The organism is Qipengyuania huizhouensis (assembly GCF_019711635.1).
GTDB classification, from domain to species: Bacteria; Pseudomonadota; Alphaproteobacteria; order Sphingomonadales; family Sphingomonadaceae; genus Qipengyuania; species Qipengyuania huizhouensis.
This window is the reverse complement of record NZ_JAIGNT010000001.1, coordinates 184,322-199,295: the sequence shown is the minus strand read 5'-3', so window position 1 is coordinate 199,295 and position 14,974 is coordinate 184,322. Positions and strand designations below refer to the sequence as shown.

Annotated in this window: 20 protein-coding genes; 2 read left to right on the top strand and 18 right to left on the bottom strand. The window is 61.9% G+C overall.

The window, feature by feature from the left end:
- Positions 1-13: 13 nt before the first annotated feature.
- The 8 genes from K3180_RS00930 to K3180_RS00895 all read right to left on the bottom strand — a co-directional run bounded on the left by K3180_RS00930 (position 14) and on the right by K3180_RS00895 (position 6,976).
- Positions 14-235, bottom strand: a complete 222-nt coding sequence (locus tag K3180_RS00930; RefSeq protein ID WP_221537780.1) for a hypothetical protein — start codon at positions 233-235, stop codon at positions 14-16.
- 90 nt (positions 236-325) lie between these two features.
- On the bottom strand, positions 326-1,729 hold the full coding sequence (locus tag K3180_RS00925; RefSeq protein ID WP_221537779.1) for a phage major capsid protein: 1,404 nt from the start codon (positions 1,727-1,729) through the stop codon (positions 326-328).
- A 23-nt stretch (positions 1,730-1,752) separates the two neighbouring features.
- Positions 1,753-2,445, bottom strand: coding sequence for an HK97 family phage prohead protease (locus tag K3180_RS00920; RefSeq protein WP_221537778.1), 693 nt, complete (start codon positions 2,443-2,445; stop codon positions 1,753-1,755).
- Entirely contained in the window at positions 2,442-3,695 is a 1,254-nt protein-coding gene (locus K3180_RS00915) for a phage portal protein (protein WP_221537777.1), read from the bottom strand. Before K3180_RS00915 ends, K3180_RS00920 begins: the two co-directional genes overlap by 4 nt.
- Positions 3,692-5,422 carry a terminase large subunit gene (locus tag K3180_RS00910; protein ID WP_221537776.1) on the bottom strand — a complete coding sequence of 577 codons (1,731 nt, stop codon included), beginning with the start codon at positions 5,420-5,422 and terminating at the stop codon, positions 3,692-3,694. Before K3180_RS00910 ends, K3180_RS00915 begins: the two co-directional genes overlap by 4 nt.
- Positions 5,423-5,437: 15 nt before the next feature.
- The gene (locus tag K3180_RS00905) at positions 5,438-5,923 is read right to left on the bottom strand and encodes a hypothetical protein (protein ID WP_221537775.1); all 486 of its coding nucleotides are present in this window, start codon (positions 5,921-5,923) and stop codon (positions 5,438-5,440) included.
- 48 nt (positions 5,924-5,971) lie between these two features.
- Positions 5,972-6,229, bottom strand: coding sequence for an HNH endonuclease (locus K3180_RS00900; RefSeq protein WP_221537774.1), 258 nt, complete (start codon positions 6,227-6,229; stop codon positions 5,972-5,974).
- Between the two features lie 291 nt (positions 6,230-6,520).
- The gene (locus K3180_RS00895; RefSeq protein WP_221537773.1) at positions 6,521-6,976 is read right to left on the bottom strand and encodes a hypothetical protein; all 456 of its coding nucleotides are present in this window, start codon (positions 6,974-6,976) and stop codon (positions 6,521-6,523) included.
- Positions 6,977-7,392: 416 nt separating this feature from the next.
- On the opposite strand from K3180_RS00895, the gene K3180_RS00890 reads away from it, so the two are divergent.
- The gene (locus tag K3180_RS00890; protein WP_221537772.1) at positions 7,393-8,292 is read left to right on the top strand and encodes a hypothetical protein; all 900 of its coding nucleotides are present in this window, start codon (positions 7,393-7,395) and stop codon (positions 8,290-8,292) included.
- Positions 8,293-8,314: 22 nt separating this feature from the next.
- Here the strand turns inward: K3180_RS00890 and K3180_RS00885 are convergent, their stop codons facing one another.
- Entirely contained in the window at positions 8,315-10,228 is a 1,914-nt protein-coding gene (locus tag K3180_RS00885) for a DNA primase family protein (protein ID WP_221537771.1), read from the bottom strand.
- A 41-nt stretch (positions 10,229-10,269) separates the two neighbouring features.
- Between K3180_RS00885 and K3180_RS00880 the strand changes: the two genes are divergently transcribed.
- Positions 10,270-10,731 (top strand): hypothetical protein, encoded by a 462-nt coding sequence (locus K3180_RS00880; protein ID WP_221537770.1) that lies wholly within the window; start codon positions 10,270-10,272, stop codon positions 10,729-10,731.
- A gap of 2 nt (positions 10,732-10,733) precedes the next feature.
- Here K3180_RS00880 and K3180_RS00875 read toward each other — a convergent pair whose 3' ends face one another.
- The 9 genes from K3180_RS00875 to K3180_RS00835 are packed head-to-tail and all read right to left on the bottom strand — an operon-like array spanning position 10,734 to position 14,891.
- On the bottom strand, positions 10,734-11,345 hold the full coding sequence (locus tag K3180_RS00875) for a hypothetical protein (protein ID WP_221537769.1): 612 nt from the start codon (positions 11,343-11,345) through the stop codon (positions 10,734-10,736).
- On the bottom strand, positions 11,342-11,551 hold the full coding sequence (locus K3180_RS00870; RefSeq protein ID WP_221537768.1) for a hypothetical protein: 210 nt from the start codon (positions 11,549-11,551) through the stop codon (positions 11,342-11,344). The genes K3180_RS00875 and K3180_RS00870 overlap by 4 nt, the downstream gene beginning before the upstream one ends.
- Entirely contained in the window at positions 11,548-12,132 is a 585-nt protein-coding gene (locus K3180_RS00865; RefSeq protein ID WP_221537767.1) for a helix-turn-helix domain-containing protein, read from the bottom strand. Before K3180_RS00865 ends, K3180_RS00870 begins: the two co-directional genes overlap by 4 nt.
- Before the next feature lie 56 nt (positions 12,133-12,188).
- Positions 12,189-12,815, bottom strand: coding sequence for a hypothetical protein (locus K3180_RS00860; RefSeq protein ID WP_221537766.1), 627 nt, complete (start codon positions 12,813-12,815; stop codon positions 12,189-12,191).
- Positions 12,815-13,138 (bottom strand): hypothetical protein, encoded by a 324-nt coding sequence (locus K3180_RS00855; RefSeq protein WP_221537765.1) that lies wholly within the window; start codon positions 13,136-13,138, stop codon positions 12,815-12,817. The genes K3180_RS00860 and K3180_RS00855 overlap by 1 nt, the downstream gene beginning before the upstream one ends.
- Positions 13,135-13,719, bottom strand: coding sequence for a hypothetical protein (locus K3180_RS00850; RefSeq protein WP_221537764.1), 585 nt, complete (start codon positions 13,717-13,719; stop codon positions 13,135-13,137). The genes K3180_RS00855 and K3180_RS00850 overlap by 4 nt, the downstream gene beginning before the upstream one ends.
- Before the next feature lies 1 nt (position 13,720).
- Positions 13,721-14,218, bottom strand: coding sequence for a phage regulatory CII family protein (locus K3180_RS00845; protein ID WP_221537763.1), 498 nt, complete (start codon positions 14,216-14,218; stop codon positions 13,721-13,723).
- Complete coding sequence (locus tag K3180_RS00840; RefSeq protein WP_221537762.1) at positions 14,215-14,556, bottom strand: hypothetical protein; 342 nt, start codon at positions 14,554-14,556, stop codon at positions 14,215-14,217. Before K3180_RS00840 ends, K3180_RS00845 begins: the two co-directional genes overlap by 4 nt.
- Positions 14,553-14,891 carry a hypothetical protein gene (locus tag K3180_RS00835; RefSeq protein WP_221537761.1) on the bottom strand — a complete coding sequence of 113 codons (339 nt, stop codon included), beginning with the start codon at positions 14,889-14,891 and terminating at the stop codon, positions 14,553-14,555. The genes K3180_RS00840 and K3180_RS00835 overlap by 4 nt, the downstream gene beginning before the upstream one ends.
- Positions 14,892-14,974 lie beyond the last annotated feature (83 nt).

Sequence of the window (14,974 nt, the reverse complement as noted above, 5' to 3'; positions counted from 1 at the left end):
ACCCCTTTCGGCCTCAGCTGGCCGATTTGTTCTCAGGCTTTGGCGCGGCCTTGTTCTGCGGCGTCTTGGCTTTCTTGTTCTTAGGCTTTTCAGCCGCCTTGGCATTCGAAGCTGGCGCCTTCTTCACGGCCTTGCGTTCGACTAGTCGGTCGAAATCGACCTTGTCGAAATCGGCTGTCGAGCCGATCTCCGCTCCGTTTAGCGGCTTCAAAAGAATTGCCTTGATCTTCGCCATTGTGGCCTCCTTCGCTTTCGGGAAGGCCGCTACCGGCCCTCGCGAAAACGGGGGACGGTCCGAGGACCGCCCCCTGCCTTTCGGTCAGGATTAGACCACGCGGCCGAAGTCGCCGTAGACCAGCGCTTCCGGACGGTAGATCGCGAGCGCGAGGCGTTCCTCGGCGCGGATCGTCACCTTGTTCTTGATGAAGTTGTCCCCGTCTTCGGTCGAGACTTCGACCGTCGAATTCTGACGATCGAAGATCTGCGCCGCCAGATCAAAGGCGCCGACGAGGAACTTGTCTTCAGTCATCGCCTGCGTCGGCACTACCGGAAGACCCCACAGCGTCGGCGGCGTCATTCCCTGCGGCTGACCAATCAGGTAGTTGTCGTTTGCGTCCTTGAGCAGCTCGATAACCGCCCAATCGATCGGGTTCATGACGATGCCGTTGGCAGGATATTCGGCGAGAGCGACCTGCAGCATCGCGAGACGAGCCGTGTCAATCTGATGTGCCGCCGTCAGGCCACTGGGCGCGGCGTATGCGGTGGCCGCGGTGACCAGGCCTTCGAGATCGGACCCGCCCGGACCATTCAGAAGCTTGACTTCTTCCTTGAAGGCAAGGCCGTAACGCAGGCGGTTATCGATGATCGACTGGAGCGCCGGAGCATCATCGAGGATCTGCACGCTTGCCCGCATCCAGTGGGCGATCGTGACCACCTTGGCAGTCGCTTCCTCGAACTGGATTTCCGACTGCGGCTTGGCCGCACCTTCGGCCGTGGTCTCGGCGTTATTGGTGAAGCCGACCTCACGGTCGTATTCGACTGTGTTCGAGCTGGTAGTACCAGGCGCGAGCAGCGCACGAATGGTCATCCGGCGCTGTGGCAAGGGAACCGGACTGGTGCGGTCGGGCTGTACGAGCGTTCCGACCGAACCGGCTGCATCCGTGGTGAGCGAGGTGATGTCCTTGACGTCGACCTGCACGCGGCCACGCGGACGGGTTTCGCCTGCGAAAGCCTTGAAGCTTTCGTCGCCGATGAAGCGTTCGCCGGCAGTCATCCGGTCATCGCCTCGCCCGTTATCACGCGCCAGCTTTTGCTCCAGATCTTCGAGCCGCGCCTTAGTGCCGTTGAATTCGGTCAGCGCTTCGTCGATCTTGTCCTTGTCCGCCTGGTCGAGCTTCACGCCCTTCTCGGCTTCCGCGAGGGCCTTCTCGGCCATACCCTTCACGGTATCGAGCTGCTGTTCGAATGCGGCCTTGGTTTCTGCGGCGAGTTCGGCAGCAGTCTTTTTCACAGTCGGATGATCCGGGCCGCGCATGACACGACCCTTTGCGCGTTCGGCAGCGGTCATTATCATGCGACCAGTACCGGCGGCACCAGCCATCCCGATGGCACCCAGCGCAGAACCGCCGAATTCACCGGACATGGCGAGAGCAGGATCTGCACCGACAACGGTCAGTACAATGGCGAAAGCGAGCGCGAGAGCGCCCGCGAAAAGCGAATATATTTTCATGTTACGATTCCTGATTAGGCGGCTCAATCGGGCTCGCCGGTTTCATCGATGATCGGCGCGTCTCGCATTGCGGCCCAGAGTTCCGCCATGAATTCGTCGCCTTCGACTACCTCCACTTCTCCGGAATCGCTCCGAAGCAGCTGGGCGAGGCCGTGACCCGCGATCGCGGTGGCCTCTTTCTTGGAGAATCCTGCATCGCGCAGGAACGCCTCGAATTCGGGGAGCGAAGGGAGTCCCTCCGCTCGAATGCTTTTGAAGCTGCTGACGAGAGCCTGCTCGTTCGCTCCGAGGGAAACGACCGACACCTCGACCAAGTCGAGTTCCTTGAGTAGGGTCACGCCCTGGACTTCGTCGTCTTCGCTCTCACGGACACGGTAGCCGATGGAGAGCCCGTCAATGTCGCCCGCTTCCAGCAGCGCGTAGGCCTCGCGCCCCTGCTGGACATCCATGTTGAGGCGTCCCTTCACCTTCAGCCCGGTGTCGTCTTCTTCCATTTCAAGCCAGCTGCCGATCGGCTTCCAGCTGTCGTGTTGCCAGAACAGCTTAGGCATAGTGTCGTTCTTCGCATGCTCGGCCAGACTGTCCTTGAAGGCCCCGGAAACTACCACATCGCCGTAGCTGTCGCGATTACCGAATACTGAGGCATAACCCTCGAACTCGCCCTTCTCGCCGAACTTCTTCAGCTTCAGCACTGGCATGCCCTGCTTGGTCTTCATTGGTTTTCTCCGGCAATTGCATCGGCCAGCGGCACGTCCTGCATCTGGACCATCGCCACGTCGCCGCCATCGATGGGCGGCAGGTTCTCGAGCCGCCTGACTTCGTTGCGCGTCAGCACGCCGAGGCGGACGAGTATCTGGTAGAAGGCCGCGCGGGCCGCGCTGTCGCCTCGCAGCAGGCCTTCGATATTGAATTCAATCGAATAGCCGCCCTGGCGCTCTTCGCGCGTCAGCAGCTGCTTCATCAGCGCGCGCTCGATGCGGCGCAGTCGTTTGCGCAGGGTGAACTTGATGAAGCCGAGGACATCGACCTCTTTTCCTGTTCCCCAGTTCGACGCCTTATCGCCGTAACCCACCATGGCGGGCGGCACCCCGAATAAGCGACAGATTTCCTCGCCGGAGAACTTGCGGCTTTCGAGCAGTTGCGCGTCTTCCGGATTGATGGTCAGCGCATTCCAGGTCAGTCCATTGTCGAGGACCATCGGGCGGCCCACATTCAGTGCGCCTTGGTGTTTCTCTTCCAGTATAGCTTCGAGCTCGCTCCGCTGCTCGGGCGTCAGCTTGTCCTCCATCGAAAGGAATCCGCTGGGGCGCGACTCGTTCTCGAACATCTTGTCCGCAGTGCGATCGGTCGCCATGGCGCCGCGAAAAATACGGGCGCATGCCGTCAGCGTGGAAGCACCCTTGATCAGGTTTCCGCCGAATCCGCGCACATGGAGCATTTGCTCCTGCGACTTGATCTTGCGGCGACCGTCGTCGACCCACTCGTATTCGAGGCTGCCGTCACCCTTTCGCCGCACATGCATACCCACAGGCATTACGGGAAGCAGCGCTGTCAGGCGTGATCCATTGAAGATCTTCTCGGCATAACCGTTACCCTGCAGTTCGATCGAAGCCGCGAGAAATTCCCAGAATTCGTAGTCGGTCTGGTCGAAGTTGGGATCGAGCCGCAACAGCCAGAACAGCGGATGCTTCCGCGCCTCTGTCCGCACACCCTTTTCATCGGTAAAATAGATCGTTGGCGAAAGGCTCGCGATCGTCCCGGCGATCAGGTTGACGCAGGAATAGGTTGCTGACAGGCCCAGAGGATTGCCGCAGCTCGCATCGTTGTAGTCGGCCAACGTCACTCGGTTGGTGACGAAGTTATCCCGGTCTTGAAACGACGGCCGCCCTGTCTCAGGCGTCCATCGCGCGTCGGCGTCCTTCACACCGTCGCTCTCGAGGCCGAACATCTGGCGCAACCAGCTCATGCTGCCCGCATTCCCGCGATCCAGTCGTCGATGCTCGGCTTGCCATCACCCGCCACCGGCCCTGCCTCGAGCAGCTGTACGGCATTCAGAGTGGCGATGAGGGGATCGATCTTGCCGCTCCCCGCCGCCTGCTTGCTGATATACATGTTGCTGCCTCTCAGCTCGGCGCGCGCATTGGAAACGCACCACTGCATCATCGCCGAAGGAGCATGCCGCAGCATGCCGTCAGCGAGCTTGAACTCAGTTGTCTTGATGGTGCCCGTCAGGCCGACACCCTGCCGCACGGGCAGGATCGACCCGCCGCGCTTGTTCACTTCGTCGTATGTTTCGAACCCGGCCGCGACCAGGGCATCGACCAGGGCACCCATGCCCCAGGCATCGAGGCCCACCGCGCCAATGTCGGGCATCAATCCGCCATCACGGATCTCCACCGTCCGGCGAGCGACCTGCTCGACTATCTGCTGGCCCGTGTCGGTGAAGGTCAGGTCACCATCCGCTTCGAACCCTTCGAGCAGGCTGGCGATGTCCTTCCGCCGATCGAGCACCACACGTCGGGCCCAGGCATGCGCCCAGGTCAGCCATACGCCGGTGCCGCGCTCGCGGCCGCCGACGGCCATACCGTAGAGATCGTCTGCGCCGCCGCCATCGAGGCCGACCACCACCACCTCGCACCGCCGCAGCAGTTCCGCGAGGTCGAGTCCCTCCTCCTCAGTAGCGTCCCAGTAATCCGCCGCCATCCACCGGTCGCGCCGGAGGCGCAGTCCGATCTCGACATTGAGATGCTTGGCGAGGAAAATCTGCTTTCCTTCGCCGTCTCCAAGCATCTCCTTCTTCAGCTCGCTCGCCAGCCACTCCTGCGTGACCGATGATCCGAGATGCGGGTTGGTGACGTAGAAATTTGCCGGATCGAGATAGGCCTCGCTCTCCAGCATTGCTTCCGGAAATTCGTAGAGCACTCCGAGCGAGGACGGGTCATCGATATTGCCGTCACGCACGTCGCGGAAGTATTCGAGCTTCGCCTTGAACACGCCCGCAGGCGGTTCGTCGGAATGCGTCGTGATGTAGAGCACGAAGCCTTCCGGCCTGGCCGACAGACCGCCGGTTGCCTCCCGCAGCATCGCCGCGCTCTTCGGCTTCTTGCCGAACAGCCAGAGTTCCTCGACCAGCACCATACCGGCCTTCTTGCCCGACGCGGTGTCGTTGTCGGCCGCGATGACCTTGAGTTCGGATTTCTTGACCCGGTGCCTGATCAGGCGGCGATTCTCCACGATGTGGAGCAACCGGTCGAGCTCGGGATCCGCGCGGACCATGCCCTTCGCCGGTTCGAAACTGTTGTTGGCGACTTCCAGGGTCGGCGCGAGGATCAGCAGCTCGGCGTGATCGCGCCACCCGATGATGAGCGCGGTCAGCATGATGCCGGCCGCGATCGTGGACTTCCCGTTCTTCTTGCTGATCAGCAGCATGAAGTCGCGGATCAACCGCTTGCCAGTCGCCGGATCCTCGGCTCCAAAAATCGCCCCGACTAGGTCGAGGATCTTTTGGTCGACGACATCTCCGAGAGTTGGCCAGGTCCCGTCCCCCTTGCGTGGCAAGTCGACGACCTGAAGCGAGCAGAAAACCCGCAGTGCGTCGTTCGCCGTCTCCGGAAAGAGCGGCGCGATCGGCACGAGGCTTTCCCCCGCGACGATCCGGTCTTCCCAGTCGGTGCAGGCGGTCGACCACTTCATGTGCGAACCGAAGGGCTAGTTGATCATCGGAGAAGGGCGGGGCGCGAACTTGCCCTCGACCCGTTCTGCCAACGCCTGCTGTTCCTGTTTTTTGCCGACCGGCGGAGCCTTCTTCGGCTTGTCGTCGGTCTTGCGATTCTTGACTGCCGCGTTGAGCGAGACCAGTTCGCCGCGCTCGGCTTGCTCGAGGAGCTTCTTCATCGCGCCGACGTTTCCAGCTTTCGCCTGGTCGAACAGCTGCGCGAGAACTTCCGCCTTCAGCTTCAGCTGCATAGCGGCGCGCTGCGACACTTCTGAAAAATAATGCTTCCGCAGAGTCGGTTGTGTGACGCCTATCGCGGCCGCGACGTCCTTCACTTCGTGACCGAGTGCGAACAACAGGCTGACTTTATTGGCGTTTCTTTCGGTGCGGACATGCTCTGGCCGTCCGCGCTTGCCGCCGCGATGGATCACGGGGTCGCCGAAGAGATCGACCTCCCCCGAATTCTCGACATCGCTCAAAAAAAATCTCCGAATGAGAGGGGCGGTGGTGTTACGGCCCTCTAGGTCTCAGACTTTTGGCCTCCCCCCGGTCACCCGCGCCGCCTTGGCCGCTGCCGTCTTCCGGTTATGGCAAGGCTGACAGAGCAGCTCGACGTTCGCCGGATCGAGTTCCGCGCCGCCATCCCGCCGCTCAACCTTGTGATCACCAGCAACCCGGTGACCCGAACCGCAACGCTCGCACCAGTTACCGCGTTCAGCCTTGATCGACCTCACCAGCGCCCGCCATTCTTTCGACTGGTAGAACGCCTCCGCCTTCTTCGGCATCGACCTGACCCGCGAAGGAGCCCGGCCAAGCCGCGAGGGCAGGCGCTTCAACTGGCCCACACCGTGCCTCGATCATCGAAAAGGGGGAGGCCCGGCCACCACGCAACCTAGGAGGGAATCGCAGTCACCGGGCCCCAAGGGAGAGGATCACCCGCCAGAACATTCACACGTCCCGCCGAGTATGACGGGACATAGCACGCAAACCCTGTGCAAACGGACACGCTATATTTGCTGTGCAATTTTCTCCGCGCTTGACAGGGTGCACAGCGCAGAACCGCGTGAGTTCCGCCCTCAAAGCCTGTGCAATAGTGCAGCGTTGAGCCGCTGGCAGACCGCGCCTACCGCCCGCTCGTACCGCTTCCGCAGTGCTTCGGGTGCAGGAACCCGCTCCCCATCGCGGGCCACGCGCAGCATCGCCTCGCGCACATAGCGCCAGCGGAAACCCCCGCTGCGCTCGGGAAATCGCTTCATAATCAGCACCCGGCCGACGAGGCTGCGCTGCGCTTCAGGGATCGCGAGGAACACCGCATCGGACGCCAGCAGGAAGCGCTCGACATGCTCCAGCTGCCGCCGCGACAAACGCATGCGAGGATCGGGCCGATCGGGATAGTCGCTCTGATCGATACGCAGGACCGCCGGCCAGCTGGACGAGCGTCCTGCGGCAAGGAACGCGCCCTCGCGGTCACCCAGCGCACCCAGCCACTCCACCGCATCGCCGAGCGCCTCTTCGGCATCCTGCCAGGTCACGAGAGGCTTTCGGCCTATTCCTGCGCTGCCTGAGACCCTGCCTTCCGGCCAAGATCGCGACGGAACCGAACGCGGAAGGTCAGTGGAAGCTAACTCGCGGTCCTCGAAATTTGCTCTTTCCTCAACCTTATCAGTATATTCCATTCAATCTCTCCCTTCTGGAAGTGAGAAGATGGAAGTTATGGAAGGAAATATCGGGCCAAGAGCGCTGCAAACTGCATTGCACTGTCTTGTGCGGAGTGACCGAGATTTTGCTTCCACGACTTCCAAACGAAGCCAAACGCCTGAAACGACGCTCTTTATTTACTTCCAACCCTGTTTCCGCTGCGCCTCCGCCACGCGGGCGGTGGAAGCGAGCGGGGATAGCTTCGCCAGCATGATTGACGGCAACGCGCAGGACGAGGAATTCTTCGGCAATGAGTATCGCAATCAAGACACCCCCTGGACGAAGCGACGATCGCGATGCGCAGTTCATTAATTACCAAGAAGAATTTCGACGAGCTAAACGCAATAGTTTGACTTGGTCGGCACTCACCTTGGTGGCATCCATGGCCTCGCCCGTAGCGACTGGAGAGCAGGGTACCTTTCGGATTTACGGTACAGATTTGGCCGTGGAGCAACCTGTGCTCATAGCTCTCTTGCTCTGCGCATCTCTTTTCTTCTTCCTCGCCTACATCCGTAACCTGGGGGTTGTTCGCTCGCTCAACAGCGCTGCTGCGGTCGATGCGGACAAGATCTGGGCCTCCGCGCGAGATATGCTGGAGGGGATCGAGAAAAGCCTGACAGAGCCCTTCCACTCTGCAAAGGATGCCGAGAAGTCCGAAGTCAGTCTCAGCAACCTGATTACTCAGTTTGCCGCACGGCTCGACGATCTGGCGATGTTGCGACACACAATTATCGAGGTTGATGAACTCAACGCCAAATCCGCCGCGCGGAATTATCTCGATACGGTTCAGAGAAACCCGCACCATGAGTCCGAAGTGCAGCTTGCGGAAAAGCGGTTGGTCTATGCAGTTGACGAGCGCTTCCGACGCAGCACGGAACATGCAACTTCGATAATAAACGAGCTTGCGGACTTTAAGGATGACATCGAAACCCACGAGCGTGCTCGCATTCAACACTATGCGCGTGCAGTTGAGGCTGTGGAACGTCTGGAGAAGAGCCTGTCGAGGTTCCGGAGCGCAGTGACTGGAAGAGAAAAGGCATGGCACATTGCTCTGGATAAGGTAGCGGTCATCGGTCTGTATGCATTCTCTAGTACGCTCGGTTTGGCCGAAATTATCCCGGCCATGGCCGGTGCGATCGGCTCTCTTTGAGCTGTAGTCTGCGGCTTCTGCTTTAGTCACCCGGCACCCAATCGCTATCCGCCGCCGGATCGATCCAGTCGCCACCCTCTTCACCGGCAGGTCCACCATCGCCGGAACTCCAACCCGGATCGCCCGCAGGCATCTCCGGCGGTCCGTCCCAGCGTCCTTCGCGGATCGCCTCGGCATCGACCCCGTCGCGCAGCCTGATGCCTAGCCACCAAACGCCGTTGCTGGTCTTCTGCTCGAAGCCCTTGTCCAGCATTGCCGCCTTGAAGCCGCGATTGGTCCATTCGGCAGCGCCCGCTTCGCTCGCCCATGCGGCATAGGTCTCGAACAGCGACTTCGCCTTCACCCGGCATGGGCGATCGGGCAGGTCCTCGCCCACTTCGCAGGTGGCCGACAGGAATCGGCCTAGATCGTCGGACTGGTCGCGATAGGCGGCCGTCGCGCGCGTCACCGCCTCTGGTTCGATCAGCCCGTTGGCCTGCCAGTCGCACAGGCCCTCCAATAACCGATTGAGGATGCCGCCTGCTTCCCCGCGCAGGGTTTCCGGTAGGGACCGGTCCACCTCGGAAGCCGCGATCGTAACCTCCCACGGGACCAGCTGCATGCGGCGCCAGATGCCGTCGCTCGTGTCCTTCACCTGCGGCTTGTGATTACCGCTGATTGTCATCTTGAAATCGGGCAAGAAGGTGAAGAAGCCCTTGTTCAAATGCCGCGCATCCACCGGATCGCCGCCGGTCACCATCTTGATCAGACCCTCGTTGAGCCGCGCATTCTTCTCCGGTTCGGACACGCGGAGGAAGCGAACGCCCGGCAGGCGGGCAAGGTCGGGCGTCGCCTGGTCGCCGCGGCGCTTGATACCGCTGTCGAGGAAGCTCTCGATCGGGATAGATCCGGCATAATCACCCGCCAGATGCGCCACCGCTTCCACCCAAGTGCCCTTGCCGTTGCGGCCGCTGCCGTAGAAGAAGGCCAGCTTCTGCTCACCGATATTGCCGGTGAGCGACAACCCGCCCCACTGGTGAATGAAACGCCGCATCGCCTCGTCTGGCTGCGTCCGCAGGATGAAGGCATCATAGACCGGGCAGCTGGCAGCAGGAGCATACTTCACCGGCGCCAGCTTGGTGATCAGGTCCCGCCGATCGTGCGGGAAGCGCTTGATCTTGTATCCCGCATTCTTCCACTTCGACTTGCCTTCGGCCACTTCCTCGGCCGACCGCTTCACATTGTTCGGTACGAGCCGCAGCGTGCCGTTGAGCACGTTGATCGCCATGCGGTCCTGGTCGAGCTGCTCGGGCCGTATCGCGATATCGGCGAAAGACTTGGCCAGCTTGGCGACCGAAGAGAGCTTGCCGCTGGTCTCAGATGCCTTGGCATGCGCCGCGATCGTGTCGCTCCACAGCTTGCGGCTGCCCGCTGCGGTGGACACGGCGAAGTCCCGCGCATCGCAGCGCGCGATCCAGTCCGCCCGTTCGCCGTCCTCGTCGCCTTTCAGGTACCGGTCGAGGCCATCATCGCGCTTGCCGTCCGCCCATGCGGCGAAGTTCTCGCGCTGCCGGGTATTCAGATCGATCGGGATCTCGCAGCCCAGCGAAGCGATCAGCGACGCTTCGTTGCGGATCGCGCGCACCGCGTGGAACACGCTCTGCATGACCTCCGCTGGCATCGCGTCCTTTTCCTCGGACAGCAGCTTCCACCGGCGGCCGTCCCACATGAACCAGCCCATTACGTCGCAGAACCGGAAATCGTCCCCATGCCGCACCCGCCACCGCTCGGCATTGCCCAGGTCGGTCAGCGGCAACCGCGCACAGAGAAGGTCTATTTCGGGCTCGGGCAACGCACGAATGCGAGCATACTTGCGCGGAGCCTCGCCCTCGTCAGTTGGCGGCGCATGATCACGCGGCGGCGGAGTGCCGCCGGAAAGGCGATTCCGGGTGGTCATCGGGGCTGGCCGGGGCGGGCATTTTCGAGCAATGACGCGGTATGCCCAGCAAAGATCCCCACATCGAGAATGCGTTGCAGCTTATTGCCTTTCGAAGCCGAGCCGGCGCCTATCAAGTCGACAATCCGTTTTTCACCAGTTGTTTCAAAGAAGCCGTGATTGTTCTGGCCGAATGTATGCGGCGGGCCGAAAGCAACGAGGACATCTGTGAACTGACTTCCGTCGGTAAACTCTCGGGCGAAGAAGTTCGACTGACGGATTTGCTGATCCAACTCCGCAATGCAGCCGGGCACACATTCTCCGGCCAAAACAATCTGTCGGGCGACTATGTTTCGTGGAACGTCTTTGCAGGTGTCACTGGAGGAATTTTGATTCAGGATATGGAGGTGACCAATCCATTCGATGATGACGTGTTGATACAGGTCGGCGAAAAGACAATTTTTCTCAAAAGAGACTTTTCCCGCGCCTTCCAGTGGCTCGCAAGAATCTACCTCGCCTCTTGACATCACGCCGCCCTCCTGATGGGCAGCGTTCCCGTTTCCTTCACCCGCGGCAGCCCGCCGACGCGCAGAAGCGCTTTCAACCTCTCACCTGCACCACGATCGCAGCGCAGCAGCACGTTCTCCCCCAGACCGCGCAGCATGCGCAGCCCCAGATCCCATTCCAGAATTGCCACGCCCTCGCAGCCACCGCGCAGCCAGGCGAGCGGCGTCGCATGCACGCGCAGCTCATGCGCAAACCCGGTCTCGCACCGCAGCCAGGCATCATAACCGAGGCACCAGCCCTCGCCGCGCCGCAGCGCCCACTGGTCTTCGTCATGCGTGGCAAGCGCCACGATATCGACCGGCACGCCCTGTTCGCGCACCGTCAGCAGCAACCGCGCATCCGGACCCTCCGGCTCGTATCGCGATCCATCGCGAGACAAGGCAACCCGGGTCGCGGCCACGTCGCCCGCACCGCAAAGCTGCGCCAGCGCCTTCGCCGGGATGCCCAGCTCGAGCAGCCGCGCGAATGCCCGCGCTGAAAGCCCAGCTTCCGCAACCTCGCGTCGTAGCGCACACAGCGGGTCTGCTCGATCGCCCGCCAGCGCGGATTCCAGATACGCCAACGCGCTCATTTCCCGATCTCCCCCGCGATGACAGTCCAGACGGTCCGATCGGTTCCCGGCTTCGCCAAGTCGACGCCGATAATCACCGCCAGTTCTGGATCTGAGCCCTCAGGCAGCGACACCGGGCGCGCATGAATCATCGCCATCTGCCGCTCGGCCACGCTCGGCCCATTGCGCGGCTTCCGGCTCGCGTATTTCAGCCAGCGCCCGCTCAAAGGACCATCTCCGAAAGTGGTTTGGCTCGGCGGCGCAGGCCATATCGCTGCTGTTCCTGGGCGAGCAGGCCCGCTTCCCGTGCCTTCCGCTCGCGGATCACGGCCTGACGTCTCGTCTCAATCTCTTCCGCGGCAAGGCTTGGACAACCTGCCTCACCGCGCAGCTGCAGCTTGAGTGTAGAAATCTTTGGATCTGCATATTCGCGAATTTCGGCATCGATCTGCTTTTGCCGTGCCTTAAACTCGGTTGACGGCTTCTCGCGGCGCAGGCGATCCTCCTCGGCCCGCTTGGCGAGCCGTTCGAGCAAATCTGCAGGCACCGCCGTCGACTTACCAAGGGGCATTGTGACGAGAAGGTCGGTCGCGCGGCGCATTTCGGGGCATCTCTTGCGGGCGTCATCGATCTTTTTCTTCGAGTGGATGATCGTCGAATGATCCCTTCCGCCGAACCGATGGCCGATCTGCGGATAGCTCATTTCCGGCCAGCGCATTTTCATCGACCAGATTGCTGCATCGCGAGCGCGCACGACCTCTTTCTTTCTGCTGCGGCCCGGCAGAAGATGCGGTTCGACGTCGAACATTCGCGCCGCCGCATCTCGAAGAAAACGCGTGGCTCCGACAGGAATGGCACAGCAGCTCATGCCGCGAACTCGTAATCCGACGCCCGTTCGAGTCGCTTGCGACACGGAGCGAGCCATTCGAGCGTAGTGTCGCAGTCGTCACGATCGCCCAGCCATACGAGCCATGCGTAGGCGGTCGCAGTCGTACCGGCTTCGGAGAGTTTGCCCTTGTGGATCACCACTCGCTCGGTGAATTGCAGGACGTGAGACGGTGGATTGACCGCAAACAGACGCTGATACCGTCCGACCGATTCGAGGAACGCGGCGCGGACGATCATCGCGAAGCCGAATTCGCTGGTGCGAGCAGCCTTCGCGATGAACTCTTCAGCCAGACGGAAGGGCGGGTTCGTGATCGTGTAATGGACCGGCTCGCTGTCTCCGAACAGGTAGTCTCGCACCGGAAAACCGACGCCATAGTCGTGGATATCGCTGGCCTCGACACGGTGAAAATATTCCCGCAGCGGTGCCACCATGTGACCTCGATTGGCAGCGGGCTCCCGCACCGTGAATTCTTCGATATCTTCCCCGCGCGACTTCAGCCATTCGCAAAGCGCGCGAGTGGCCCAAGGCGGGGTGGGGAAGTCGTCGAGCGAAGTGTGCGGCTCGCTGCGCTGCTGCATGACTGCGGAGGAACGGTTCTGCATCACGCGACCTTTTCCAAGCCGCAGGCGCTTGGCCTAGCACTGACGAGGCTCTCACCTTCGTGAAGCCCGCCCGAAAGATCGTCGATCGCAACCGACATGGCGCGCGCGGTGGATCGCGCATGCTCTTCCTGGTCGGGACTGCGCGAGGCGATGCGGAGCGCATTGTCGCGTTTGCGGGCAAGGTAGCAAAGCGTGTCGGCACGCTCGGTGCGTCGACCCACCGTCTCACTCACCGCCTCGCCCTCGGCAAAGTCGGAAACTTCGGCGGAAAGACGCAGCGCTATCCCGGGCGGGATCGCTGGAAGAAGTCCTGATCCGCTCATCCTGTCTCCCCCCTGGTAGTTTTTGCGAGCAGCGCGACAGTGAAGACCATCGGCGCATCGCGGCGCGCATCGGCGCTACGGTCATGCTTGGTCAGCAGTCCGAGCTCGCAAAGGCGGCCGAGCAGGTATTTCGCGCGGAACCGGCTTTCGAGATGGCACCGGGTGGCAAGGCGGGCGAGGCTGGGGCATGCCTCGCCCGCATGCGCGGCCTGCGCCACGCATTGGTAAACCCGCGCTTCGTCGAGCGGCAGCGTGAGGGGGTCCGGAAGAGAGGTTGCGCTCGAAGGGTTCTCCCCGTCCTCAAGCAGAGAAGCGGTAGGACGCAAACGTCTGGCGCAGTAATCGAAGCAGTTCGCCCGCCCCGAGCGGCGCTGGAACAACTCGACTAGCCCCCGCTCGGCCATCGACCGCGCCGAACGCGCCGCGGCATGGTCGCCAAGCACGGGTCCGGTTGCATAGATCATCTCGTCGCCCGGTTGCGCGCGATTGGCCCAGTCGGTCATCGCCGCGCAGTCGGCATAGGTCGTCAGCGGCCCGATCCGGAACCCCGCCGTGTCCGCATGGGCAACTCCCGCGCCCATCTCAGTGCACGTCCCGCTTGCCGATGCCGATCGACACAACCGCATCGCCCTGCAGCTTCTGCAGCTCGGCGCGCAACATGACGGCACGTTCGATCAGGTCGTCGACTTCGGTCTCGACGCTGGCGGCTTCACGCGGAGTGACTGCCCCGTCGGCAACCGCCTCGCCCACGCGGGCGGACACATCGCCAAGCTCCTTGGCCAGTTCGCACACGCGTAGCGCCAGCGTCTCGCCATTGCCGGTGACCTGCGGCAGCTGCAGATAGACCCCGCCCAGCTCGCGCGCCATCGCGCTGACGATCTCGGGCCGCCTGCCTTCGATCACCGCGATCTCGTCGATCGCATGGGCATCGGCCAGCGTCGGCAGATCGTGCTGGTTCGGGTTGTGCCAGCTGCCCACCAGGCTGCGGCTCTTCTCAATCGTTGCTGCGGCACCATCGATGCCACCGCATGCCGAGATGGCCTGACGCACTGCGCGCTTGATTCGTGCGAAAGCGCTCATGTGTGATCTCCGGCGCCTTGGGAATCTCGAACTGCTCGGTTACGCAGCGATTCAGCGGAAGAGGGAGTGTCATGGAAATCATCGAATTCAGCCACGAGGGAGCGCTGGAAGTCGGCACCTTCTTCGACGACACCGGTGCCGAGTTTGTCTGCATCAAGCTGGATGAAGCCGAGGGAGCGCGAGAATTGCGCCTTTACTACCGCGTCGAGCACTTCGTAGCCGTCGCTGACCATCTTCGCACCGTCGCCGACGAGATGGTTGCCAGAAAGGCTCGGGAAGACAAATAGCCGGTCGAGCTTGAAGGGCTCTGCCGCGCCGAGGTTGGTAAGCGCGCTCATGCCGCCTTCTCCTGCGCGCTGGACGCATTGTCCGTCTGTCCAGCAGACAGGGCAGGGGCGGGCGCGCTAACACCGACCACATGAGCCAGCGCCTTCGCCTCATCAGCAACCTCGCCTTCCGGCCAGTTTTCCGGATCGACCAAAAATTTCGCGAACTTCGAGATGGTCGTATCGTAGACTGCCCGGCCGGGGTCTTCAGCCAGACGATCAAGCGTCTTACCATCGTCCATGACACGAGCGGAGAGTGCACCAGAAGACCGACCAGTAGAGGCGGTCCAAGCACCGGCAGCTGCAAGCAACCGGTCGCGAAGCGGAATGGTAGCGGGTGAGTTCATTCGCTCCATATGCGGGACATATCCCGCACATGTCAACGGGGTTTATCCCGCTACCAATCCTAACGCTTTTGCGGGATACTTCC

Bases quoted from the DNA above. Each gene is read 5' to 3' on its own strand.
- K3180_RS00865 (WP_221537767.1), bottom strand. From the start codon at position 12,132: ATGTTCGACGTCGAACCGCATCTTCTGCCGGGCCGCAGCAGAAAGAAA.
- K3180_RS00860 (WP_221537766.1), bottom strand. From the start codon at position 12,815: ATGCAGAACCGTTCCTCCGCAGTCATGCAGCAGCGCAGCGAGCCGCAC.
- K3180_RS00890 (WP_221537772.1), top strand. From the start codon at position 7,393: ATGAGTATCGCAATCAAGACACCCCCTGGACGAAGCGACGATCGCGAT.
- K3180_RS00925 (WP_221537779.1), bottom strand. From the start codon at position 1,729: ATGAAAATATATTCGCTTTTCGCGGGCGCTCTCGCGCTCGCTTTCGCC.
- K3180_RS00900 (WP_221537774.1), bottom strand. From the start codon at position 6,229: ATGCCGAAGAAGGCGGAGGCGTTCTACCAGTCGAAAGAATGGCGGGCG.
- K3180_RS00840 (WP_221537762.1), bottom strand. From the start codon at position 14,556: ATGAGCGCGCTTACCAACCTCGGCGCGGCAGAGCCCTTCAAGCTCGAC.
- K3180_RS00915 (WP_221537777.1), bottom strand. From the start codon at position 3,695: ATGAGCTGGTTGCGCCAGATGTTCGGCCTCGAGAGCGACGGTGTGAAG.
- K3180_RS00930 (WP_221537780.1), bottom strand. From the start codon at position 235: ATGGCGAAGATCAAGGCAATTCTTTTGAAGCCGCTAAACGGAGCGGAG.
- K3180_RS00920 (WP_221537778.1), bottom strand. From the start codon at position 2,445: ATGAAGACCAAGCAGGGCATGCCAGTGCTGAAGCTGAAGAAGTTCGGC.
- K3180_RS00875 (WP_221537769.1), bottom strand. From the start codon at position 11,345: ATGAGCGCGTTGGCGTATCTGGAATCCGCGCTGGCGGGCGATCGAGCA.
- K3180_RS00885 (WP_221537771.1), bottom strand. From the start codon at position 10,228: ATGACCACCCGGAATCGCCTTTCCGGCGGCACTCCGCCGCCGCGTGAT.
- K3180_RS00910 (WP_221537776.1), bottom strand. From the start codon at position 5,422: ATGAAGTGGTCGACCGCCTGCACCGACTGGGAAGACCGGATCGTCGCG.
- K3180_RS00880 (WP_221537770.1), top strand. From the start codon at position 10,270: ATGCCCAGCAAAGATCCCCACATCGAGAATGCGTTGCAGCTTATTGCC.
- K3180_RS00835 (WP_221537761.1), bottom strand. From the start codon at position 14,891: ATGAACTCACCCGCTACCATTCCGCTTCGCGACCGGTTGCTTGCAGCT.
- K3180_RS00855 (WP_221537765.1), bottom strand. From the start codon at position 13,138: ATGAGCGGATCAGGACTTCTTCCAGCGATCCCGCCCGGGATAGCGCTG.
- K3180_RS00850 (WP_221537764.1), bottom strand. From the start codon at position 13,719: ATGGGCGCGGGAGTTGCCCATGCGGACACGGCGGGGTTCCGGATCGGG.
- K3180_RS00845 (WP_221537763.1), bottom strand. From the start codon at position 14,218: ATGAGCGCTTTCGCACGAATCAAGCGCGCAGTGCGTCAGGCCATCTCG.